Origin of the sequence: Acinetobacter towneri DSM 14962 = CIP 107472, assembly GCF_000368785.1 — a bacterium.
Lineage (GTDB): Bacteria > Pseudomonadota > Gammaproteobacteria > Pseudomonadales > Moraxellaceae > Acinetobacter > Acinetobacter towneri.
Window position 1 is genome coordinate 309335 of record NZ_KB849690.1, and the last position, 17727, is coordinate 327061.

Consider the following 17727-nt stretch of genomic DNA (forward strand, 5'->3'; position numbering starts at 1 on the left):
TTAATCCTAATTTAGAAATAGTTTTGGATTATCTGTATCGATATGTTGATTATTCACACTCATGATCAAAAAACATTGATAAGAATAGCGAATAAAAATGTCAGAAATGCGAATAGTGAAAATTATTCACCTTACAAAAACGAATGAAGTGTTATGTTACAATGTATCATAATCTATATGTTTGAACAGACCAATCTATAATGAATATAAGGTGTTTAGCAATGAAGATACAATTAAAATATTTATCTTTATGTCTTTTTAGTTTAGCTGCTACAGGTTGTTCGCAGCATGTCATTAAGACCAATTCCAATCAGACGGCAAGTATAGAACAAAAGGCAATTACAGGGTTAAATGCCATCTTTGAAACGCCAAGTTATGACTTTCAGGGCAAATTACGGGTACAGAGCAATTTAGTTGAAGCAATACCAAAAGTAGCGGATGCTGCTCCTGCTACACTCGATCCTGTACTTAAAAAGCAATTAGATCAGTATTTAAAACAGCAAAAAGTCCGTTTAAGTACACAAGAAAAACAAAACTTATATACGGCAATGGCTAAGGAACAAAACTCTGCTTCCTATGCTGCAGGGGCAATCGAAAAATCGAGTCCTTTTAATTTTCTGTTGAATGTATTGAATGATACTGAGTTTAGCTACGATGGCTCGGTGCATTATCGGCAAAAAATTGCTGCTTTGAATGTGGCAGCACGCTATGAAAAACCGACACTTTTGGTGCAAATGAAAGTACCGATGGTGGTCGATTTTAATGAATATAAGTTCTATACCAACTATTTTTCTTTGTTGCCTTATTTGGTGAATAAAGACAGTCAAAATGACTTTGCCTATATCGACTTTTCTAAATACAAAGCCGATTTTGAGCGGATTAAAGTGGCACAATTTGCCGAATACTTAAAAGCCATGAATGCGGTGCCGTATGTATTGGCAGATTCTAAACATATTCAAAAGTTATCTTTAACTGCACAAGACCGTCAGCAAAAAATTAGTGAAAAAATTCGTTTGAACAGTAGTTTGGAAGATATGTTGCTGCAGCTTGCCATGTTTGATCAGGTCAATGCACCGTATTTGCAACAGACTGTATTGGGGCAGGCGACCACAACCGAAGATGCTGCTGAACAAGCTGAAATTACGCAAGATACATCGGCCAAAGAAAGTGTTGAAGACTACTTGAAACACAATGAAACTGCTGAAGATTATGGCATGAGCCAAGAGGCTTTTGTGGCGTATCAAGCCACCCTTGCTTTACGTGATTTGGTCAGTCAGAAATTTTATGCAACTGAAACGACAGTGAGTAATGTGGCAGATTATTCAGCAGATGCCAGTGAAGATGCCATGATCGCAGCTGAACAAGCCGTTGAAGCGGCTGCTGAGCAGGCAGAAGATTCAGCAAGCACCGCAAGTATGCTAAGCGAACAAGACTGTCAGCGTTTGATCGAAACAGCAAAAACAGCCAAAGTTGGAGATTTAACCTACTGTGCTTATGCCTATGAATTAGAAGCATTTAGCCCAAGTCGTGCTGAGCAGGCACAATCGGTTTTAGATGAGCACTTTGCTTCACCGCAAGAAAAGCTAGCTAAAGTTTTTGAACCATACCGTTCGGAACAATTGGTCGATGCCGCCGCTTTTGCAGCTTTGTGGCAAAAATATCAGGCTGAAATTCAGCAGATTATGAACACTACACCTAAAGATAAAAAAACACCGATTCAAATTGATGTGGCTTTAGATGATCAGGGGCGTGCTGCAAAAATTGATTATGCGTTGCAATTTAAACGCGAAAATTACGGCACAATTCATGTGTATAACTATGTCAGCATTGCGAATTATGGGCAAGCCAGCAAAATTGACCGTAGTGCGCTGCGTCAAGCCAAATCCATTCAAGAGGTCAGCAAAGACTCAATTTTAGAAAAATGGGTGACAAATTTAGGGCGGACTTTGGAGCAGGAAACTGCAGAAAATAAAGATAAGACCACTGTAAAACCTGCCTTAAGTTATGATGAAGAATTGGCGCAGTTGGCGCAAAAAACCTATCAACAAACAGAATCTTTTAGTCAGACTTATCAGACTTTATTTTTAGTGCACATGGCAGCAGAGCAAAGTACGTGGGTAAAAAATCTTAGTCCACAAACCTTGCAGGAAATGGCAGAAGTGTATGCCTATTGGTTCAGTGATGAGCGCTACTATGACCCGAAAGGTGCCGCGCTAAAACGGATTGAAGCTTTACAAGCCAAGCATCATTTAGAAGAAGATGAGCAATTCAATAATGCAATTGGTCGTCGTATCAATAATTTGACTGAAGATGCAGTCGATGAAAATAAAGTCGCACTTGAATGGCGTAAGCTGAAACAGCAATACAAGCAACCACAACAGATATTTGCTCAGCAATATTTAAAAGCCTATGAAGCAGCTTATGATTGGGATGTGCCTGACTTGGAGAATTTAAAGAAAACGGCACACATTTTGGGGCAGACGTATGTTGATCGTCAGCAGGGCAAATTGAGCCAAAATTCAATTCGCACTTTAACTGAAGATCAGGCTGAACAGATTGATTATGAGTTATATATGGATGTGTATGAAGATATGCAGAAATTTGTAAAATAAACCGTGGGTGAAAAATGGGCAATCAGCGTTCAACAAGATTGCCCAGTTTAAATAAAAAAATAGCCCTTTGCTGCTCAAGGGCTATTTTTATTTGGTGATGATTTAGAGGAAATCTTTTAATTCAGGTTTCACGCCATTCCAAATATAAAAAGATTCAATCGCCTGTCCGACCAGCATGCCAAAACCTTCCGATGTCGGTACGCCACGCGCTTTGGCTTGTTCTAAAAAGCTCGAAGGTTTGCCATAAGCCATTTCATAAGCAAAATTAAACTGCAAACACTCAGGCAAGGTGAGGGCATCTCCCGTTAAGCTGGCAGACGTCGCATTAATGGCTAAATCAAATTGACCTGTTAAATCGGTAAGTGCCATGGCTTGTAATTCTGCTTGCGGTACGGCAGCTTGTAGGTCAGCAACCAGTTGTTCAGCACGGACAAGGGTGCGGTTGGCAATCACAATTTTTTTTGCGCCTGCTTGTACCAACGGATAAATTACCCCGCGGGTTGCACCACCAGCGCCAATAATCAAAATATCACTGTGCTCTAAATTCCAGCCCAAAGCACGAATGGCATCAACCAAACCCTGACCATCGGTATTGTCGCCATGCAAAACACCATCTTGCATCCACAAGGTATTGACTGCTTTGGCAATTTTGGCACGTTCGGTTAATACGCCACATTGGGCAAATGCTTGCTCTTTAAAAGGCACGGTCACATTCATGCCTACACCGCCCTGATTAAAAAAGTCTGCAACACTGTCTCTAAAACCATCAAGAGGGGCAAGGCGTTTGCTGTATTGCAGGTCAATGCCTGTTTTTTCTGCAAAGGCATGATGCAGTTCAGGAGAACGTGATTGTTCAATTGGGTTGCCAATCACGGCAAATTGTTTGCGCATTTGCCAAAATCCATGTGCTGAAATGTGCATCAATATACGTTAAATTCAGCGCGGACTAAAGCCTATGGCGGTATAAAACGGTGGGAGTCTTTGGACTTAAGGATTACAAATCTCTAAAACGGTTTCTAATACCAAAATAGTGGCAATCACGAACATGGCAATGCCCGCTAAAATGCTGCTACTAATGGCTAAGCCATCTGAAAGATGACTTTCAAAAATAAAGGTCATGCAAATTGAGCCAAGTAACATGGCAAAGGTTGCCCAAAATAAAAAGATTTTGTGTTTGAACAGCGGGCTAAACATGCGGATCTCCTGACAGATGTGGCGCAGTGTGACATAAGGCTTTGACAGTTTGATGAATTCGCCTTTGACTCATGGTTTGATGTATGGATAGTTAAATCCTATTTGTGCATGGTCGAATAGGGTGCGCGGTCACATCATCTATTAAAATCCATCCGCACTATCATGACAGTTAATTCATGCTGTGCATATTTATTGATTTGAAAATAAGCAATAAAGTTTGTAAGTAAAAAAGCGATTCGTGGAAGAATCGCTTTTTTGAACCTTGAATGTGATCTTTTTTACACTGCGATGTAGCAAGGTTTCACCAGTCGCGAGCTTTAACTCGTCTTGAGATTTAACCAATCGCGTGGTTTTAAATAATAGTCAGTGAGTTTTTTCTCTGCGGAATCTTCTGCCCATTCAGGACGGTACGACCATCCCGCCAAGTTCGGTAAGCTGACTAAAATGGACTCAATCCGTCCACCTGTCTGCAAGCCAAATAAAGTGCCACGGTCATAGACCAGATTGTATTCCACATAACGTCCACGACGGTAAAGCTGGAACTCACGTTGTGCTTCGGTATAGGCTTTGTCACGATTACGCTCAAAAATAGGCAGAATTGCAGCCAAATAACCGTTACCCACCGCCTGAATATAGTTGAAACAGGTGTCAAAGTCCCATTGATTCAGATCATCAAAAAATAAACCACCCACGCCACGCTGTTCATCACGGTGCTTTAAATAAAAATAGTCATCACACCATTGTTTATGTTCTGCATAGACTTGATCGCCAAAAGGCGCACATAAGTCATGTGCTGTTTGGTGCCATGCCAACACATCTTCATCATTTGGATAAAATGGTGTCAGGTCAAAACCACCACCAAACCACCAAATTGGCGGTTGTCCTTCAGGTTCAGCGACAAATAAACGCACATTGGCGTGCGAGGTGGGTACATTTGGGTTTTTCGGGTGAATCACCAATGATACACCCATCGCCTGCGCAGGTGCGCCTGCAATATTGGGATGACGCTCAGTTGCAGAAGCAGGCAGTTTGGAAATATTGATATGCGAAAACATCACCCCGCCTTTTTCAATGACTGTACCGTTTTGTAAGACACGGGAACGACCACCGCCACCTTCAGGACGTTGCCAGTCATCAATTTCAAACTGTGCGCTTCCGCCACCTGCCTGTTCTTGTTGTTCTAAAGCCGCACAAATTCGCGCCTGCAAATCGAGAAGAAATTCACGTACACGTTGAATATCCGCGTGAGTAGGATGCGACATGGCCACCTCAGCATAAAAATAAAATGGCTTACATCAAAACATAAAACTGTCTAAAAATTAAGGGGTTTATCCAGTTTGCTGCAAATCGCTCAGGCAATTGCGCAAGGTGCTTTGTATTTCAGCATGTATTCCGAGCAAAAGACTAGGTTGATTTCCATGCCTAAGCTCAGCACAATAGTTTTTACAATCTAAATTTTAGTCAGCAGCAATTAACTGAATGGGGCAGAGTGGATGACACAGCAGGCAAATTCTTTAATTCAAAAATACAATGTGCCTGGACCACGTTATACCAGTTATCCAACCGTACCTTATTGGGATGATGCTACTTTTTCAGCCGAGGCATGGCAGCAGACGCTGAAGCGTTCTTTTGATGAATCTAATGCCAGCGAAGGCATTAGTCTGTATATTCATTTGCCATTTTGCGAAAGTCTATGCACTTTTTGTGGCTGTCATAAACGTGTCACCAAACGCCATGAAGTTGAACAGCCATACATTCAGGCGTTATTAAAAGAGTGGGACTTATATTGCCAATTGCTCGAAAGCACTCCCATCATTAAAGAAATTCACTTGGGCGGTGGCACACCAACTTTCTTTTCTGTCGAACATTTGACGCAGCTCATTCAAGGCATTCTGGCAAAAGCCAAAGTGGCAGAACAGCACGAATTTAGTTTTGAAGGTCATCCCAATAACACCACCCGCGAACATTTACAGGCCTTAAATGACTTGGGTTTTCGTCGGGTCAGTTATGGCGTGCAGGATTATAATGAAAAAGTGCAGCGCGCCATTCATCGGATGCAGCCTTTTGAGCATGTGCAACGTGTGACCGAGTGGGCGCGTGAAATTGGCTATGATTCTATTTCACATGATTTGGTTTTTGGTTTGCCCTTTCAAAATCTAGACGATGTACTGAATACCATTGAGCAGACCCAACGTTTAATGCCAGACCGTTTGGCATTTTACAGTTATGCGCATGTGCCATGGATTAAAGGCAATGGGCAGCGTGGTTTTAAAGATGAAGATGTACCTAAAGATGAATTAAAACGTCAGTGCTATGAAGAAGGCAAACAGCGTCTTTTGGCCTATGGTTATCATGAAATTGGGATGGATCACTTTGCCTTAGAACGTGATGGTATGTATCAGTCGTTTAAAAATGGTACCTTGCACCGTAATTTTATGGGCTATACCGCATCTAAAACGCAGCTTATGATTGGCTTGGGTGTTTCATCTATTAGCGACAGTTGGTATAGCTTTGCGCAAAATGAAAAAAGCATTGAAGATTATTATGCCCGTTTAGCCTGCAATGAAATTCCTGTGTTTAAAGGGCATGTGCTGGATCGGGAAGATTTGGTAATACGTCAGCATATTTTAAATTTAATGTGCAGCTTTGAAACGTCGTGGGCCAGTCCAGAATTGGCATTTCCTGAAATTGAGCAAGTGCTGCAACAGTTACAGGAAATGCAGGAAGATGAATTACTGCTCATTCAAGATCAGCACATTCAGATTTTGGAAAAAGGTAAACCTTTTGTGCGCAATATTTGTATGGCCTTTGATTTGCGTTTAAAACGCCGTATGCCGAATAATCGTATTTTTTCGATGACGATTTAAGTAAGTTGAGTAGAAATTATTTAATTCAAAAATTAAAAGGTGACTCAGAAGTCACCTTTATCATACATGTGCGCCATGCGTTCGTGTTTGGTTTGCAAATATTCTTCATTGAATGGATTTAGACCCACAGTTAAAGGCACACGGTCTACCACCGTAATCCCTTGTTCCTGTAATGCTTGAATTTTCAAAGGGTTGTTGGTGATTAAGCGCACAGCTTTAACCTGCAAATGATCTAGCATAATGCTGCACATATCATAGCGACGTGCATCGGCAGGTAAATTCAGCATTAAATTGGCATCCACCGTGTCATGTCCTTGATCTTGCAGGGCATAAGCACGAATTTTATTGGTCAAGCCAATCCCGCGACCTTCTTGGCGTAAATATAAAATCACACCTTGTCCTGCGTCATTAATCAGACGTTGAGTGGCTTGAAGCTGTGGGCCACAGTCGCATTTTAAAGACGCGAAAGCATCGCCAGTTAAACATTCTGAGTGAATCCGTACCAGAACGGGCTGGGTTGGCGCAGTGTCCAAACCTTTGGATAATGCCACGTGTTCTTCGCCAGTTTCAGGATCTTGAAATACCGTAATGTTGAATTCACCAAATGCGGTCGGTAATCGTGAGGTTGCGACAAACTTAATCGGCACTGTTTAACTCGTGAAATAGTCGATAAATTGTTTAAAGTATAGCGTAATGCTCAGACATTAGTAGAATAGCGAACACGAATTTATACAGAAGATTTTCTTTTTTGTATAAAGCGCACGATAATGGTTGATAAATAGTTAGATTATTCAGGATAATCTACCCACCCAACGTGTGCCCAACTGAAATCACTGCTCAAAACTACATCGCTAGAAATGTGGCTGATTGAAGGTAATACCATTCGGTTATATGATCGAGTAATTCCCATTGACCTCGCTTAGGATTTGCCAGGCTTTAGAAGGCTTTGCCACATATGCTGTATACAGAAATTCCAACTCAACGCCCTGTAACACCATTGCTCGATGAGATTGACCATCCGCAGCAATTACGTTTACTCGCGCAAAGCCAGCTTCCACAGGTGGCAGATGAGTTACGTCAATTCATTTTGTATGCCGCAGGTCAAAGTGGAGGACACTTTGGCGCAAACTTAGGCGTGATCGAACTGACCGTTGCGCTGCATTATTGCTTTAATACCCCACACGATCGCTTAATTTGGGATGTCGGTCATCAGGCTTATCCGCATAAAGCCCTAACAGGACGCCGCGAGCAACTCACCACCATTCGCGCCAAAGATGGTTTGGCTGCATTCCCTGCGCGTGAAGAATCTATTTTTGATACCTTTGGCGTTGGTCACTCCTCAACAGCAATTTCTGCAGGATTGGGGATGGCGTTGGCACGACGTTATCAACAAAACCCGTGTGAAGTTGTTGCCATTATTGGCGATGGTGCTATGACGGCAGGTATGGCTTTTGAAGCCATGAATGATGCAGTGGCCCACCAAGCCGATATGATGGTGGTGCTGAATGACAACGATATGTCAATTTCATGTAGCACAGGCGGCTTTGCCAAACATCTTGCTGCCATTTGGGAGCGTGGTGAATCGGTTTATGTCAGTGAAACAGGTGAGGCTTACGTGCAGCCGCATCCAAAATGGACATACAACTCACGTTTGCACTGTGCTGCCACTGAAGCTGCAGACAACTTATTTAAAGCGATTGGGTTTGATTATTTCGGCCCTTTCGATGGACATGATGTTGAACAACTCACACACGTGTTTAATGCGCTGAAAAAACGTAAAGGCCCACGTTTAATTCACGTTTACACTAAAAAAGGCAAAGGCTTTGCGCCTGCCGAAGCTGATCAAATTAAATATCATGCCATTGGTAAAATTCATGCCAAAGCTGCACCAGTTAGCGCACCTAAATATTCTGATGTATTTGGGCAGTGGTTATGTGATCAGGCAGAACAAGATTCACGATTATTGGCAATTACGCCAGCCATGTGCGAAGGTTCGGGCATGGTGCAATTTGCCAAACAATTCCCAGAACGCTATTTTGATGTCGCGATTGCCGAACAGCATGCGGTGACTTTGGCTGCGGGTATGGCCTGCGAAGGTTTAAAGCCTGTGGTGGCGATTTACTCTACCTTCTTGCAGCGCGGTTATGACCAACTGATTCATGATGTCGCTTTGCAAAACTTAGATGTCACTTTTGGCATCGATCGTGCAGGTTTGGTGGGTGAAGATGGTCCAACCCATGCAGGTGCTTACGACTACGCCTATATGCGTACCGTACCGAATATCGTGATTATGGCGCCAAAAGACGAAAATGAATGTCGTCAAATGCTGCACACCGCTTATTTATATAACGGTCCTGCAGCAGTGCGTTATCCACGCGGGCATGGTTTGGGTGTCGAAATTCAGCAGCAAATGACAGCAATTCCATTAGGACAAGCTGAAATTGTGGCGCAGTTCAATCCACAATATGATGACTATATTTCAGTGCTGGCTTTTGGTAGCCGTGTGCAAGCGGCAGTTGAGGCGGCAGAAGCATTTGCTCAGCAGCATGATGTCGCAGTACGTGTGGTGAATATGCGTTTTGTGAAGCCATTGGATGAAAAACTGTTAGCTGAGATTGCAGACAGCACTGCATTATTCGTCACTGTAGAAGAGCATGCGATTATGGGTGGTGCAGGCAGTGCCGTGAGTGAATACTTGGCGAAGGCCCAGATTGTCAAACCGATTATTCATTTAGGTTTAGAAGATAGCTTTATGCAACAAGCGACACATGGTCAAATGCTGCAACAGGCAGGTTTAGATGCACAAGGCATTGAAAAATCAATGCAAAATGCTTGGCAAAAACTGCATCAATCTATATTGAATTAATTTTTAGCAACACTTCTTCCCCAAAAGCCTCAATATTTGCTAAAATATTGGGGCTTTCATGCATTATTCTTTATCAAACTCTTCAAATTTGTAGTGGGTGTTCAATGGAACCTATGGTGGTGATGGCTGCGCGTGCGGCTCAAACAGTTGGTCAAGAGCTTTTAAAAGCGCATCAGAATCGTCATAAACTCGATCTACAAGTCGAAGAAAAAGGCATTGATGGTCCTGTAACGCGCGTAGATCGTTACCTCGAGCAATTGACCATTGATACATTACGCAAAAGTTATAAAAATCACAGCTTCCTGGGCGAAGAATTTGGCATGCAGGAAGGCAAAGGTCACGATGCCGACTGGTGTTGGGTGATTGATCCTTTAGATGGCACGCTAAACTTTGTTCACGGTTTCCCTCATTTCTGTATTTCGATTGCAGTGCAACACAAAGGTGTGACACAGCACGGTGTTATTTACGATCCTGTAAAAGATGAGTTGTTCTCTGCGAGCCGTGGCCGTGGTGCGATGATGAATCAACGTCGTATTCGTGTAAATGTAAAAGACAGTTTAGACAACACCTTCTTGGCAGTGGGTCATGCTTATCGTGCTAAGCGCGATGGCGAAATTGTTTCTTATGCCAAAAACCATTTTGAAAGTTTATTGAATGTGACAGAAGCAGGCGCTCAATACCGCCGTGCAGGTTCTGCTGCATTAGACTTGGCTTATGTGGCTGCAGGTCGTTTAGATGGTTATTTTGAACTTGGCTTAAAACCGTGGGATATTGCTGCGGGTGAGTTAATTGTGAAAGAAGCGGGCGGTACTGTGGTCGATGCACGTGGTGGCAGCGACTCTATGGAAAATGGGCAAGTTTTGGCATGTTCAATGAAAATGTTAAAACCACTTATGAAAGCGGTTGTGCCTGCTTGGGGCGAAGCAGCGAAATAATCAGCTGATCATATTTATACTTAAATAAGACACTTAGCAAAGCTCTCATCCTGAGGGCTTTTCTTTTACCTAACGGTCTAAAACTGCTGGTTTTAAATCTGTTGTTATCGTCCATATACTAGCCATAAAAGCAGAATCTATCACTGTTTACACAAAAAACTGCAAAAGTCGATTAAATAAGGTGACTTTTAAAATAATCCTGCTATAATCCGCGCACGCACTTAATTTCTGTTCATTACCTGAACATTTCTCTTCTAATCATTGTGTATGCGCGTGCGGTCCAAAGAGAGGACGATATCTCGCGCCCCAATCGCTAAAGCGATTCCTTCAGGTTAAGCCGTAATCATGCGTGCGTTATATCACATCGTCGTTACTCGGATCGCCGCTGAATCTTAAATTGTCAGCGATAATTGCTGTACCGCTTTTTGCCGATGTCCATCTGACTTTATTTAATGGAGCACCCATTTTCAGGGTGAAAATCTCTATGAGCAAAACTTTTGCTGATTTTTCTTTACATGAATCTTTACAACAAGCTTTAGAAGGCTTGAACTTTACTACGCCGACTCCTGTTCAAGAACAATCGATCCCAGCGGCACTTGAAGGTAAAGACTTATTGGTATCTAGCCAAACAGGTTCTGGTAAAACTGCTGCATTTTTACTCCCAACTTTAAACGCGCTTGCTAATCATGATACTTTCGTACCATTTAAAGAGCGTATGAAAGCTATTACTCAGCCGTCAATTTTAGTGCTTTGCCCAACACGTGAATTGGCTCAACAAGTTAGCCAAGACGCGATTGCATTTGTACGTCACATGAAAGGTGTACGTATTGCAGCAATCATGGGTGGTATGCCTTTTGGTAAGCAAATCCAACAATTAAAAGGTGCGCAAGTGGTTGTAGCGACTCCAGGTCGTTTACTTGACTTGGTGAACCGTCGTCAAATCAAACTTGATAAAGTTGATGCCTTAATTGTAGACGAAGCTGACCGTATGCTCGATTTAGGCTTCTCTGAAGACCTAGAAGCGATTAGCGATTTAGCTGCTAACCGTAAGCAAACCTTGATGTTCTCTGCAACTTTTGCAAGCCGTATTATCACACTTGCAGAACGCATGATGAATGAGCCTGTACGTATTGCGATTGAAACAGGTCACTCAACGAACATGGACATCACCCAGACTTTACACTGGACTGATGGTTTCGAGCACAAGAAAAAATTATTGTCACACTGGTTATCTGATGAAGGTGTAGATCAAGCGGTTGTATTCGCATCTACTCAAGAAGATACCGATATGCTGGCTGAAGAATTGGCTGAAGCGGGTCACTCGGTTGTTGCACTACACGGTGCAATGCCACAAACCGTTCGTAACCGTCGTTTACGCAGCATTCGCGAAGGCCGTGCAAAAATCTTGGTTGCAACAGACGTTGCAGCACGTGGTTTAGACGTACCAACTATTTCTCACGTGATTAACTTCGGTTTACCAATGAAAAATGAAGACTATGTACACCGTATTGGTCGTACAGGTCGTGCGGGTCGTACTGGTAACGCGATTACTTTGGCAACTTACCGTGAGCGCGGCAAAATCCGTGCGTTGGAAGATTTCTTAGATGCACGTTTAAGCGTTTCTGAAATTGAAGGCTTAGAGCCATCTCCACCTCCAGCACGTTCTGGTCGTGACGGTGGTCGGGGTCGTCGTGATGGCGGTCGCGGTGGTCGTGGCGGTTTTGGTGGCGGTCGTCGTTTTGAAGGCGAAAGCAACTTTAAACGTCGTGAAGGTGGTGATGATCGTCCACGTCGCAGCTTTGATGACAAACCACGTGGTGAACGTCCTGCATTTGGTGAAGATCGTCCGCGTCGCGAGTTCAACTCAGACCGTCCACGTCGTGAAGGTGGTTTCGGTGATCGTCCACAGCGTTCATTTGAAGACCGTCCACGTCGTGAATTTAATTCAGATCGTCCACGCCGCGAAGGTGGTTTTGGTGATCGTCCACAGCGTTCATTTGATGATCGTCCACGTCGTGAATTTAATTCAGATCGTCCGCGTCGCGAAGGTGGCTTCAACGATAAGCCGCGTTTTGATGCGAATGATGACAACCGTGGCAACCGCGTAGATTACAAACCACGTCGTGAAGGTAGCTTCGGTGATCGTCCAAAACGTGATTTTGGTGATCGTCCTGCACGTCGTGAAGGTGGTTTTGGTGACCGTCAACCACGTTCGTTTGATGATCGTCCTAAGCGTTCTTTTGGTGGCGAAGATCGTCCACGTCGCGAGTTCAATTCAGATCGTCCACGCCGTGAAGGTGGTTTTGATCGCCCACGTCGTAAATTTAACGACTAAGACCGCTATAGTCATTTGTATAAAGAAAAACCAGTGCTCAGCACTGGTTTTTTTATGTTAAATATTTTTGCTTTAGATAAATAAAATGTATAATAGGTCACGTTTTTAACTCTATTTGCTAATTATGAACATCAATAGCTTACGATTGCTCATGCAGACGAGAGAGGGAATGATGCCGTATATTGGTTTAGCACTCATCTTATGCAATTTAATGTATTATATTATTTCTTCTTACTTTTAAATTGTTGCTGTCCTAAAAGTGATTTAAATAACAATAATAAGACTGCTTGAACAATACGTGCACAGTTTTTAAAAATTTGCTAGATAACATTTTGCGCTTCAATCCTTTATAGTATGCGTGCTGAAAAAATGCAGGAAGACCCTCAGCTATGAATAATCCAATGCCTCAACATGAGCCGTCATTGATTGAAGTCAATGAACTGAGCTTTAAACGAGGGAAACGTGTCATTTTCGAAAATGTCAGTTTAAAGATTCGCCGTGGTCAAATTACTGCCATTATGGGACCTTCAGGTACTGGTAAAACCACGTTATTACGTTTGATTGGTGGTCAGTTGACTCCCGATCATGGTGATATTTTTCTGGATGGAAAAAATCTTGCGCAAATGTCGCGTCAGGAGTTATTTGCTGCGCGCGCACGTATGGGCATGTTATTCCAAAGCGGTGCGTTATTTACCGATATGAGCGTATATGAAAACGTCGCGTTTCCATTGCGTGCACATACCCAGTTGCCTGAACATTTAATTGCAGAATTGGTGGCTTTAAAACTTGAAGCAGTCGGTTTGCGTGGTACAGAACAACTTATGCCTGCAGAACTCTCAGGCGGGATGAACCGTCGTGTGGCATTGGCACGTGCGATTGCGTTAGACCCTGAATTGATCATGTACGATGAGCCGTTTGCAGGGCAAGACCCGATTGTAAAAGGTGTGTTGACCCGTTTAATCCGTTCCTTGCGTGAAGCGTTGGATTTAACCACCATCATCGTCTCGCATGATGTTGGCGAAACTTTATCAATTGCCGACTACATTTATATTATCGCGGAAGGCGTGATTCAGGGCGAAGGTACACCTGCAGAATTAAAACAGCATGAATCGGCATTTGTACGTCAGTTCTTAACAGGCGCTGCCGAAGGGCCAGTCGATTATCAATTTAGCCATCGGGCTTATTTAAGTGATGAGGTGCGTTCATGAATGCTATTGCCGCATTAGGTCAACGCGTCATTGAGCGTGTTCGTGGCATTGGTGTCGCCACCCAAATGTTGTTGCAAATTCTATTTTCCATGCCAACCCTGCTTGGGGTGAAGCTGTTCCTGTACCAAATGTACCGTGTTGGTGTGATGTCATTATTGATTATTGCGGTATCAGGTTTATTTATTGGTTTGGTATTGGGCTTACAAGGCTACTCCATTTTGGTCAATATTGGTTCAGAAGCCATGTTGGGCACGATGGTGTCTTTGACTTTATTACGTGAGTTGGCACCTGTGGTCGCTGCGCTGTTATTTGCAGGTCGTGCAGGTTCTGCCTTAACTGCAGAAATTGGTCTGATGAAAGCCACAGAGCAATTGGCCAGCATGGAAATGATTGGGGTAGACCCACTCAAGCGTATTGTGTCACCACGTTTATGGGCGGGAATAGTCAGCCTGCCAATGCTCTCCATTATTTTTGCTGCAATTGGCATTATGGGCGGCAAAATGGTTGGGGTCGATTTTCTAGGGGTCGATGAAGGTTCTTTCTGGGGCGGTATGCAAAGCAGCGTGCAGTTCTATAAAGATATTTTTAACGGCACAATTATTAAAAGTTTTGTTTTTGCATTAATTTGTACTTGGATTGCAGTATATCAAGGCTATGCCTGTGTCCCAACATCGGAAGGCATTGCGACGTCGACCACACGAACCGTGGTGTATTCTTCATTATGTGTTTTAGGTTTTGATTTTGTGTTGACTGCGGTCATGTTCGGAGGTGTTTAATGAAATCACGTACAAGTGAGCTGGCCGTAGGTGTATTTGTCATTTTGACAGGCATTGCATTATTTTTCTTGGCCATGAAAGTCAGTGGATTGGTGGGTACCAATTTGCGCGACAGTTACAATATGACAGCAACTTTTGACAACGTGAATGGTTTAAAACCACGTGCTAAAGTCACCATGAGCGGTGTCACCATTGGTCGTGTTAATGATATTACTTTAGACCCTGTATCGCGTTTGGCTACAGTTGAATTTGAACTGGATGGCAGGTTGACCAGTTTTAATCCTGAACAACTAAAAACAGTGCAAAATTATGCGCTTGAAGAATTGCGTTACAGTGCAGAATACCAAGAGGCAAGCCCTCAGCAACAAAAAGAAATGGAACAACAACTGTTGGGTAACATGAAATCCATCACCAGTATTGATGAAGATGCTTACATAATGGTAGCAACCAATGGTCTATTGGGTGAGAAATATCTCAAAGTGGTTCCAGGTGGTGGTTTGAACTTTGTGAAGCGTGGCGAAAGTATTGCCAACACACAAGGCACCATGGATTTAGAAGATTTAATCAGTAAGTTTATTACTGGCGGTGCAGCGAAAACATCCAACGCAGCGTCAGACGCAGATAAAGACACAGCGACAGCTGAAACAACAGATGCAGAAGTGTCATTTGTTGAGTAATGAAGGAGATTGTCCGTGAAAACACTTTTAAAGCAAACTCTGGCGGTAAGTGTACTTTCAACCATGTTGGCAGGAACTGCATTTGCTGCACCTGCAGAAGCGCCACCAGCTTTTGTGAAAAAAGTTGCCGATAGCTTGATTGCACGTTTAAAAGCAGATCATGCTAAATTGCAGAACAATCCAGCATTGGTCAAAACGATTGTGCGTCAAAACCTTGATCCGTATGTAGATGCGCAAGCATTTACCCGTATTGTGATGGGTACTTATGCGACGAATCAATACAGTTCAGCAGCACAGCGCGCGCAGTTTGAGAAAAACTTCCGTGAAACCTTAATTGAGAATTATGGCACAGCGTTTGCGAAATTTAGCAACCAAAGCTACACCATGCGTCCTTATAAGGCGACCAACAGCAAGAACCCAGTGGTGACCATTGACTTCTTGCATAATGGTGAAAAAATTCCTGTGTCATTCCAGTTGGCAGACAAAGGCAGCCAATGGAAAATCCGTAACATTAACGTGTCGGGTATTGATTTAGGTTTGCAATTCCGTAACCAGTTTGCAGCGAACGTGAAGCGTAATGGCGGCAATATTGATAAAGCCATTGCAACCTTTAAGCCAGATGCAGAAGCTGCGGTTGAAAAGAAAAAATAGGTTAGGTGTGGCGTGATTGAATTATCAAATCAGGAATTATGTGTTTCTGGAAAAATAGATTTCAGTAATGCAGAGCAATATTACCAAAAAGGTCTGCAGTTGATTCGTCAGCAGCAGTTGCCTTTGGTGGTCAATTTGGCGCAGCTAGAACACGGGAGTACTTTAGCTTTGGCCGTTTTGGTGCAATGGTTGCGTCAGACGCCTGAAGCCAAGGGCTTACAGTTTAAAGCGGTTCCTGAAAAAATGATGAAGATCATTCAAGCCTGTCATTTGCAAGATGATTTGCAGCTAATCGTCTAAAACTGAAAAAACCATCAAAAAAGCACCTTCTTGTAAGGTGCTTTTTTATTGCGTTTAGTTTCCCGCTTTATTCAAGTGAGGTAGGCTTGCAAAGCTCTCTAACCCGCTGCTAAAAGGAGAAGAAAGATTGCAAACCTTTCTAACCCGCTTCTAAAAGGAGAGAAAAGATTGCAAACCTCTCCCTAACCCTCTCCTAAACCTAAAAAGAGAGGGAATAAAAGGCATCAAATCCATTTTTTCCATCTAAAGTAAATTAATGGGCCAATAAAGAAGCCAATTAAAATAATACTGACCACTATAAAACTGGTGGTGCCTTTGGCAAAAGGTAACACGTCGGTGTTCATACCATAAACACTGGCAACTAACATCGGTGGCGCTAACATACTCGGCAAAATCGAGAATCGACGAATCGTGTCGTTCTGTTCGGTGTTAATGAAGCCTGAAGTGGTATCGAGCAAGAAGCGCACTTTTTGGAATAAGAAGGCATCGTGTTCGACCAGTGAGCGTACATCTTCACTGAGTTCTCGAATGTCGGCATCGTAAATATGACTACCCAACGCACGCGGACGTGCCAAAAAGGTCAGGACACGACGTAAATCAATCAAACACAATTGCGCTTTTCCAAGCATGTCTTCTAATTGTGCCAGTCGGGTAATCATGTCATCGAGGTCTAAAATTTGCTCACGATGACGGTTATTCAGAACTTCTGTGGAATACTTTTCCAAGTCCTTGTGGATATCTTCTAAGATATCCGCAAGTTCGTCTAGTTTGGCTTCAAGCAAACCCAAAAGCACCCAAGTCGGGTCTTTATAATCAATTTCGTAGTCGTTACGTCGTGCACGCGCCCGAAATGCCCGAAACGCCACTAATTTTTCACCACGCAGGGTAAACAGGCGTTCTTTATGTAAAATAAAGGCAACGGTTTGCACTGTGGCTAAAATACTGGAATTGTCTTCAGTTTCACCATCGACTTGATAGTTTTTATTTTTAGTTAAAAAATAGGTACTAATGTGTAAAATACCGTCATCATCACGGTAGAATCGCGCTGAAGATGAAATATCTTCCAAAGATTTTAAGGTTGGTAAATTTTGTGAGTATGCGTCTAGTACCCATTGCTGTTCTTCTTGTGAAGGGGCAATCAGGTCAATCCAGACCAGATCTGGATGCAAATCAAAACCACCGTTAATGGTGGCATCTTCCAGACTACCGCGCTCTGTGGCATAAAAGGCTTCAAGCATTCGTCTTTTCTCCTTGCGCAGTATGGGTTTTGTGGATGGGTGTATTTTAGACAAGGATCTTACTAAAT

General features: G+C 42.9%; 15 protein-coding genes. 10 read left to right on the forward strand and 5 right to left on the reverse strand.

All coding sequences use genetic code 11. The features are described 5' to 3' along the window. Nucleotides 1-221: 221 nt before the first annotated feature. Nucleotides 222-2612, forward strand: coding sequence for a hypothetical protein (locus tag F947_RS08735; protein ID WP_004974623.1), 2391 nt, complete (start codon nt 222-224; stop codon nt 2610-2612). A gap of 102 nt (nt 2613-2714) precedes the next feature. Here the strand turns inward: F947_RS08735 and aroE are convergent, their stop codons facing one another. From aroE to hemF, 3 genes are all read right to left on the reverse strand, one after another. Then, nucleotides 2715-3503, reverse strand: coding sequence for a shikimate dehydrogenase (gene aroE / locus F947_RS08740; RefSeq protein WP_004974625.1), 789 nt, complete (start codon nt 3501-3503; stop codon nt 2715-2717). 96 nt (nt 3504-3599) lie between these two features. After that, nucleotides 3600-3806, reverse strand: a complete 207-nt coding sequence (locus F947_RS08745; protein ID WP_004974627.1) for a hypothetical protein — start codon at nt 3804-3806, stop codon at nt 3600-3602. A 317-nt stretch (nt 3807-4123) separates the two neighbouring features. Beyond that, a complete protein-coding gene (hemF, locus tag F947_RS08750) occupies nt 4124-5068 on the reverse strand; it encodes an oxygen-dependent coproporphyrinogen oxidase (protein WP_004974629.1) in 945 nt (314 codons plus the stop codon). 231 nt (nt 5069-5299) lie between these two features. On the opposite strand from hemF, the gene hemN reads away from it, so the two are divergent. Then, on the forward strand, nt 5300-6673 hold the full coding sequence (gene hemN / locus F947_RS08755; RefSeq protein WP_004974631.1) for an oxygen-independent coproporphyrinogen III oxidase: 1374 nt from the start codon (nt 5300-5302) through the stop codon (nt 6671-6673). A 44-nt stretch (nt 6674-6717) separates the two neighbouring features. On the opposite strand, the gene ribA is transcribed toward hemN, so the two are convergent. Beyond that, the gene (ribA, locus tag F947_RS08760) at nt 6718-7320 is read right to left on the reverse strand and encodes a GTP cyclohydrolase II (protein ID WP_004974633.1); all 603 of its coding nucleotides are present in this window, start codon (nt 7318-7320) and stop codon (nt 6718-6720) included. A 308-nt stretch (nt 7321-7628) separates the two neighbouring features. Here ribA and dxs point away from each other — a divergent pair, with 308 nt between their 5' ends. The 8 genes from dxs (at nt 7629) to F947_RS08800 (ending at nt 16421) form a co-directional block, all read left to right on the forward strand. Continuing rightward, nucleotides 7629-9539 (forward strand): 1-deoxy-D-xylulose-5-phosphate synthase, encoded by a 1911-nt coding sequence (dxs, locus tag F947_RS08765; RefSeq protein ID WP_004974635.1) that lies wholly within the window; start codon nt 7629-7631, stop codon nt 9537-9539. 104 nt (nt 9540-9643) lie between these two features. Further along, nucleotides 9644-10474, forward strand: coding sequence for an inositol monophosphatase family protein (locus tag F947_RS08770; RefSeq protein ID WP_019836885.1), 831 nt, complete (start codon nt 9644-9646; stop codon nt 10472-10474). Between the two features lie 484 nt (nt 10475-10958). Further along, nucleotides 10959-12809, forward strand: a complete 1851-nt coding sequence (locus F947_RS08775) for a DEAD/DEAH box helicase (RefSeq protein ID WP_004974640.1) — start codon at nt 10959-10961, stop codon at nt 12807-12809. Between the two features lie 389 nt (nt 12810-13198). After that, the gene (locus F947_RS08780) at nt 13199-14017 is read left to right on the forward strand and encodes an ABC transporter ATP-binding protein (protein ID WP_004974642.1); all 819 of its coding nucleotides are present in this window, start codon (nt 13199-13201) and stop codon (nt 14015-14017) included. Then, nucleotides 14014-14793, forward strand: coding sequence for a lipid asymmetry maintenance ABC transporter permease subunit MlaE (gene mlaE / locus F947_RS08785; RefSeq protein WP_004974646.1), 780 nt, complete (start codon nt 14014-14016; stop codon nt 14791-14793). Before F947_RS08780 ends, mlaE begins: the two co-directional genes overlap by 4 nt. Beyond that, complete coding sequence (gene mlaD, locus F947_RS08790; RefSeq protein WP_004974648.1) at nt 14793-15470, forward strand: outer membrane lipid asymmetry maintenance protein MlaD; 678 nt, start codon at nt 14793-14795, stop codon at nt 15468-15470. The genes mlaE and mlaD overlap by 1 nt, the downstream gene beginning before the upstream one ends. Nucleotides 15471-15485: 15 nt before the next feature. Then, a complete protein-coding gene (locus tag F947_RS08795; RefSeq protein WP_004974651.1) occupies nt 15486-16121 on the forward strand; it encodes an MlaC/ttg2D family ABC transporter substrate-binding protein in 636 nt (211 codons plus the stop codon). 12 nt (nt 16122-16133) lie between these two features. After that, a complete protein-coding gene (locus F947_RS08800) occupies nt 16134-16421 on the forward strand; it encodes an STAS domain-containing protein (protein WP_004974653.1) in 288 nt (95 codons plus the stop codon). 224 nt (nt 16422-16645) lie between these two features. On the opposite strand, the gene F947_RS08805 is transcribed toward F947_RS08800, so the two are convergent. After that, nucleotides 16646-17659, reverse strand: a complete 1014-nt coding sequence (locus F947_RS08805) for a magnesium and cobalt transport protein CorA (protein WP_004974662.1) — start codon at nt 17657-17659, stop codon at nt 16646-16648. Between the last annotated feature and the right edge of the window lie 68 nt (nt 17660-17727).

Coding starts and splice junctions, on each gene's coding strand:
- mlaE (WP_004974646.1), top strand. CDS start 14,014: ATGAATGCTATTGCCGCATTAGGTCAACGCGTCATTGAGCGTGTTCGT.
- hemN (WP_004974631.1), top strand. CDS start 5,300: ATGACACAGCAGGCAAATTCTTTAATTCAAAAATACAATGTGCCTGGA.
- hemF (WP_004974629.1), bottom strand. CDS start 5,068: ATGTCGCATCCTACTCACGCGGATATTCAACGTGTACGTGAATTTCTT.
- F947_RS08805 (WP_004974662.1), bottom strand. CDS start 17,659: ATGCTTGAAGCCTTTTATGCCACAGAGCGCGGTAGTCTGGAAGATGCC.
- aroE (WP_004974625.1), bottom strand. CDS start 3,503: ATGCGCAAACAATTTGCCGTGATTGGCAACCCAATTGAACAATCACGT.
- F947_RS08770 (WP_019836885.1), top strand. CDS start 9,644: ATGGAACCTATGGTGGTGATGGCTGCGCGTGCGGCTCAAACAGTTGGT.
- dxs (WP_004974635.1), top strand. CDS start 7,629: ATGCTGTATACAGAAATTCCAACTCAACGCCCTGTAACACCATTGCTC.
- F947_RS08735 (WP_004974623.1), top strand. CDS start 222: ATGAAGATACAATTAAAATATTTATCTTTATGTCTTTTTAGTTTAGCT.
- F947_RS08775 (WP_004974640.1), top strand. CDS start 10,959: ATGAGCAAAACTTTTGCTGATTTTTCTTTACATGAATCTTTACAACAA.
- F947_RS08780 (WP_004974642.1), top strand. CDS start 13,199: ATGAATAATCCAATGCCTCAACATGAGCCGTCATTGATTGAAGTCAAT.
- F947_RS08745 (WP_004974627.1), bottom strand. CDS start 3,806: ATGTTTAGCCCGCTGTTCAAACACAAAATCTTTTTATTTTGGGCAACC.
- mlaD (WP_004974648.1), top strand. CDS start 14,793: ATGAAATCACGTACAAGTGAGCTGGCCGTAGGTGTATTTGTCATTTTG.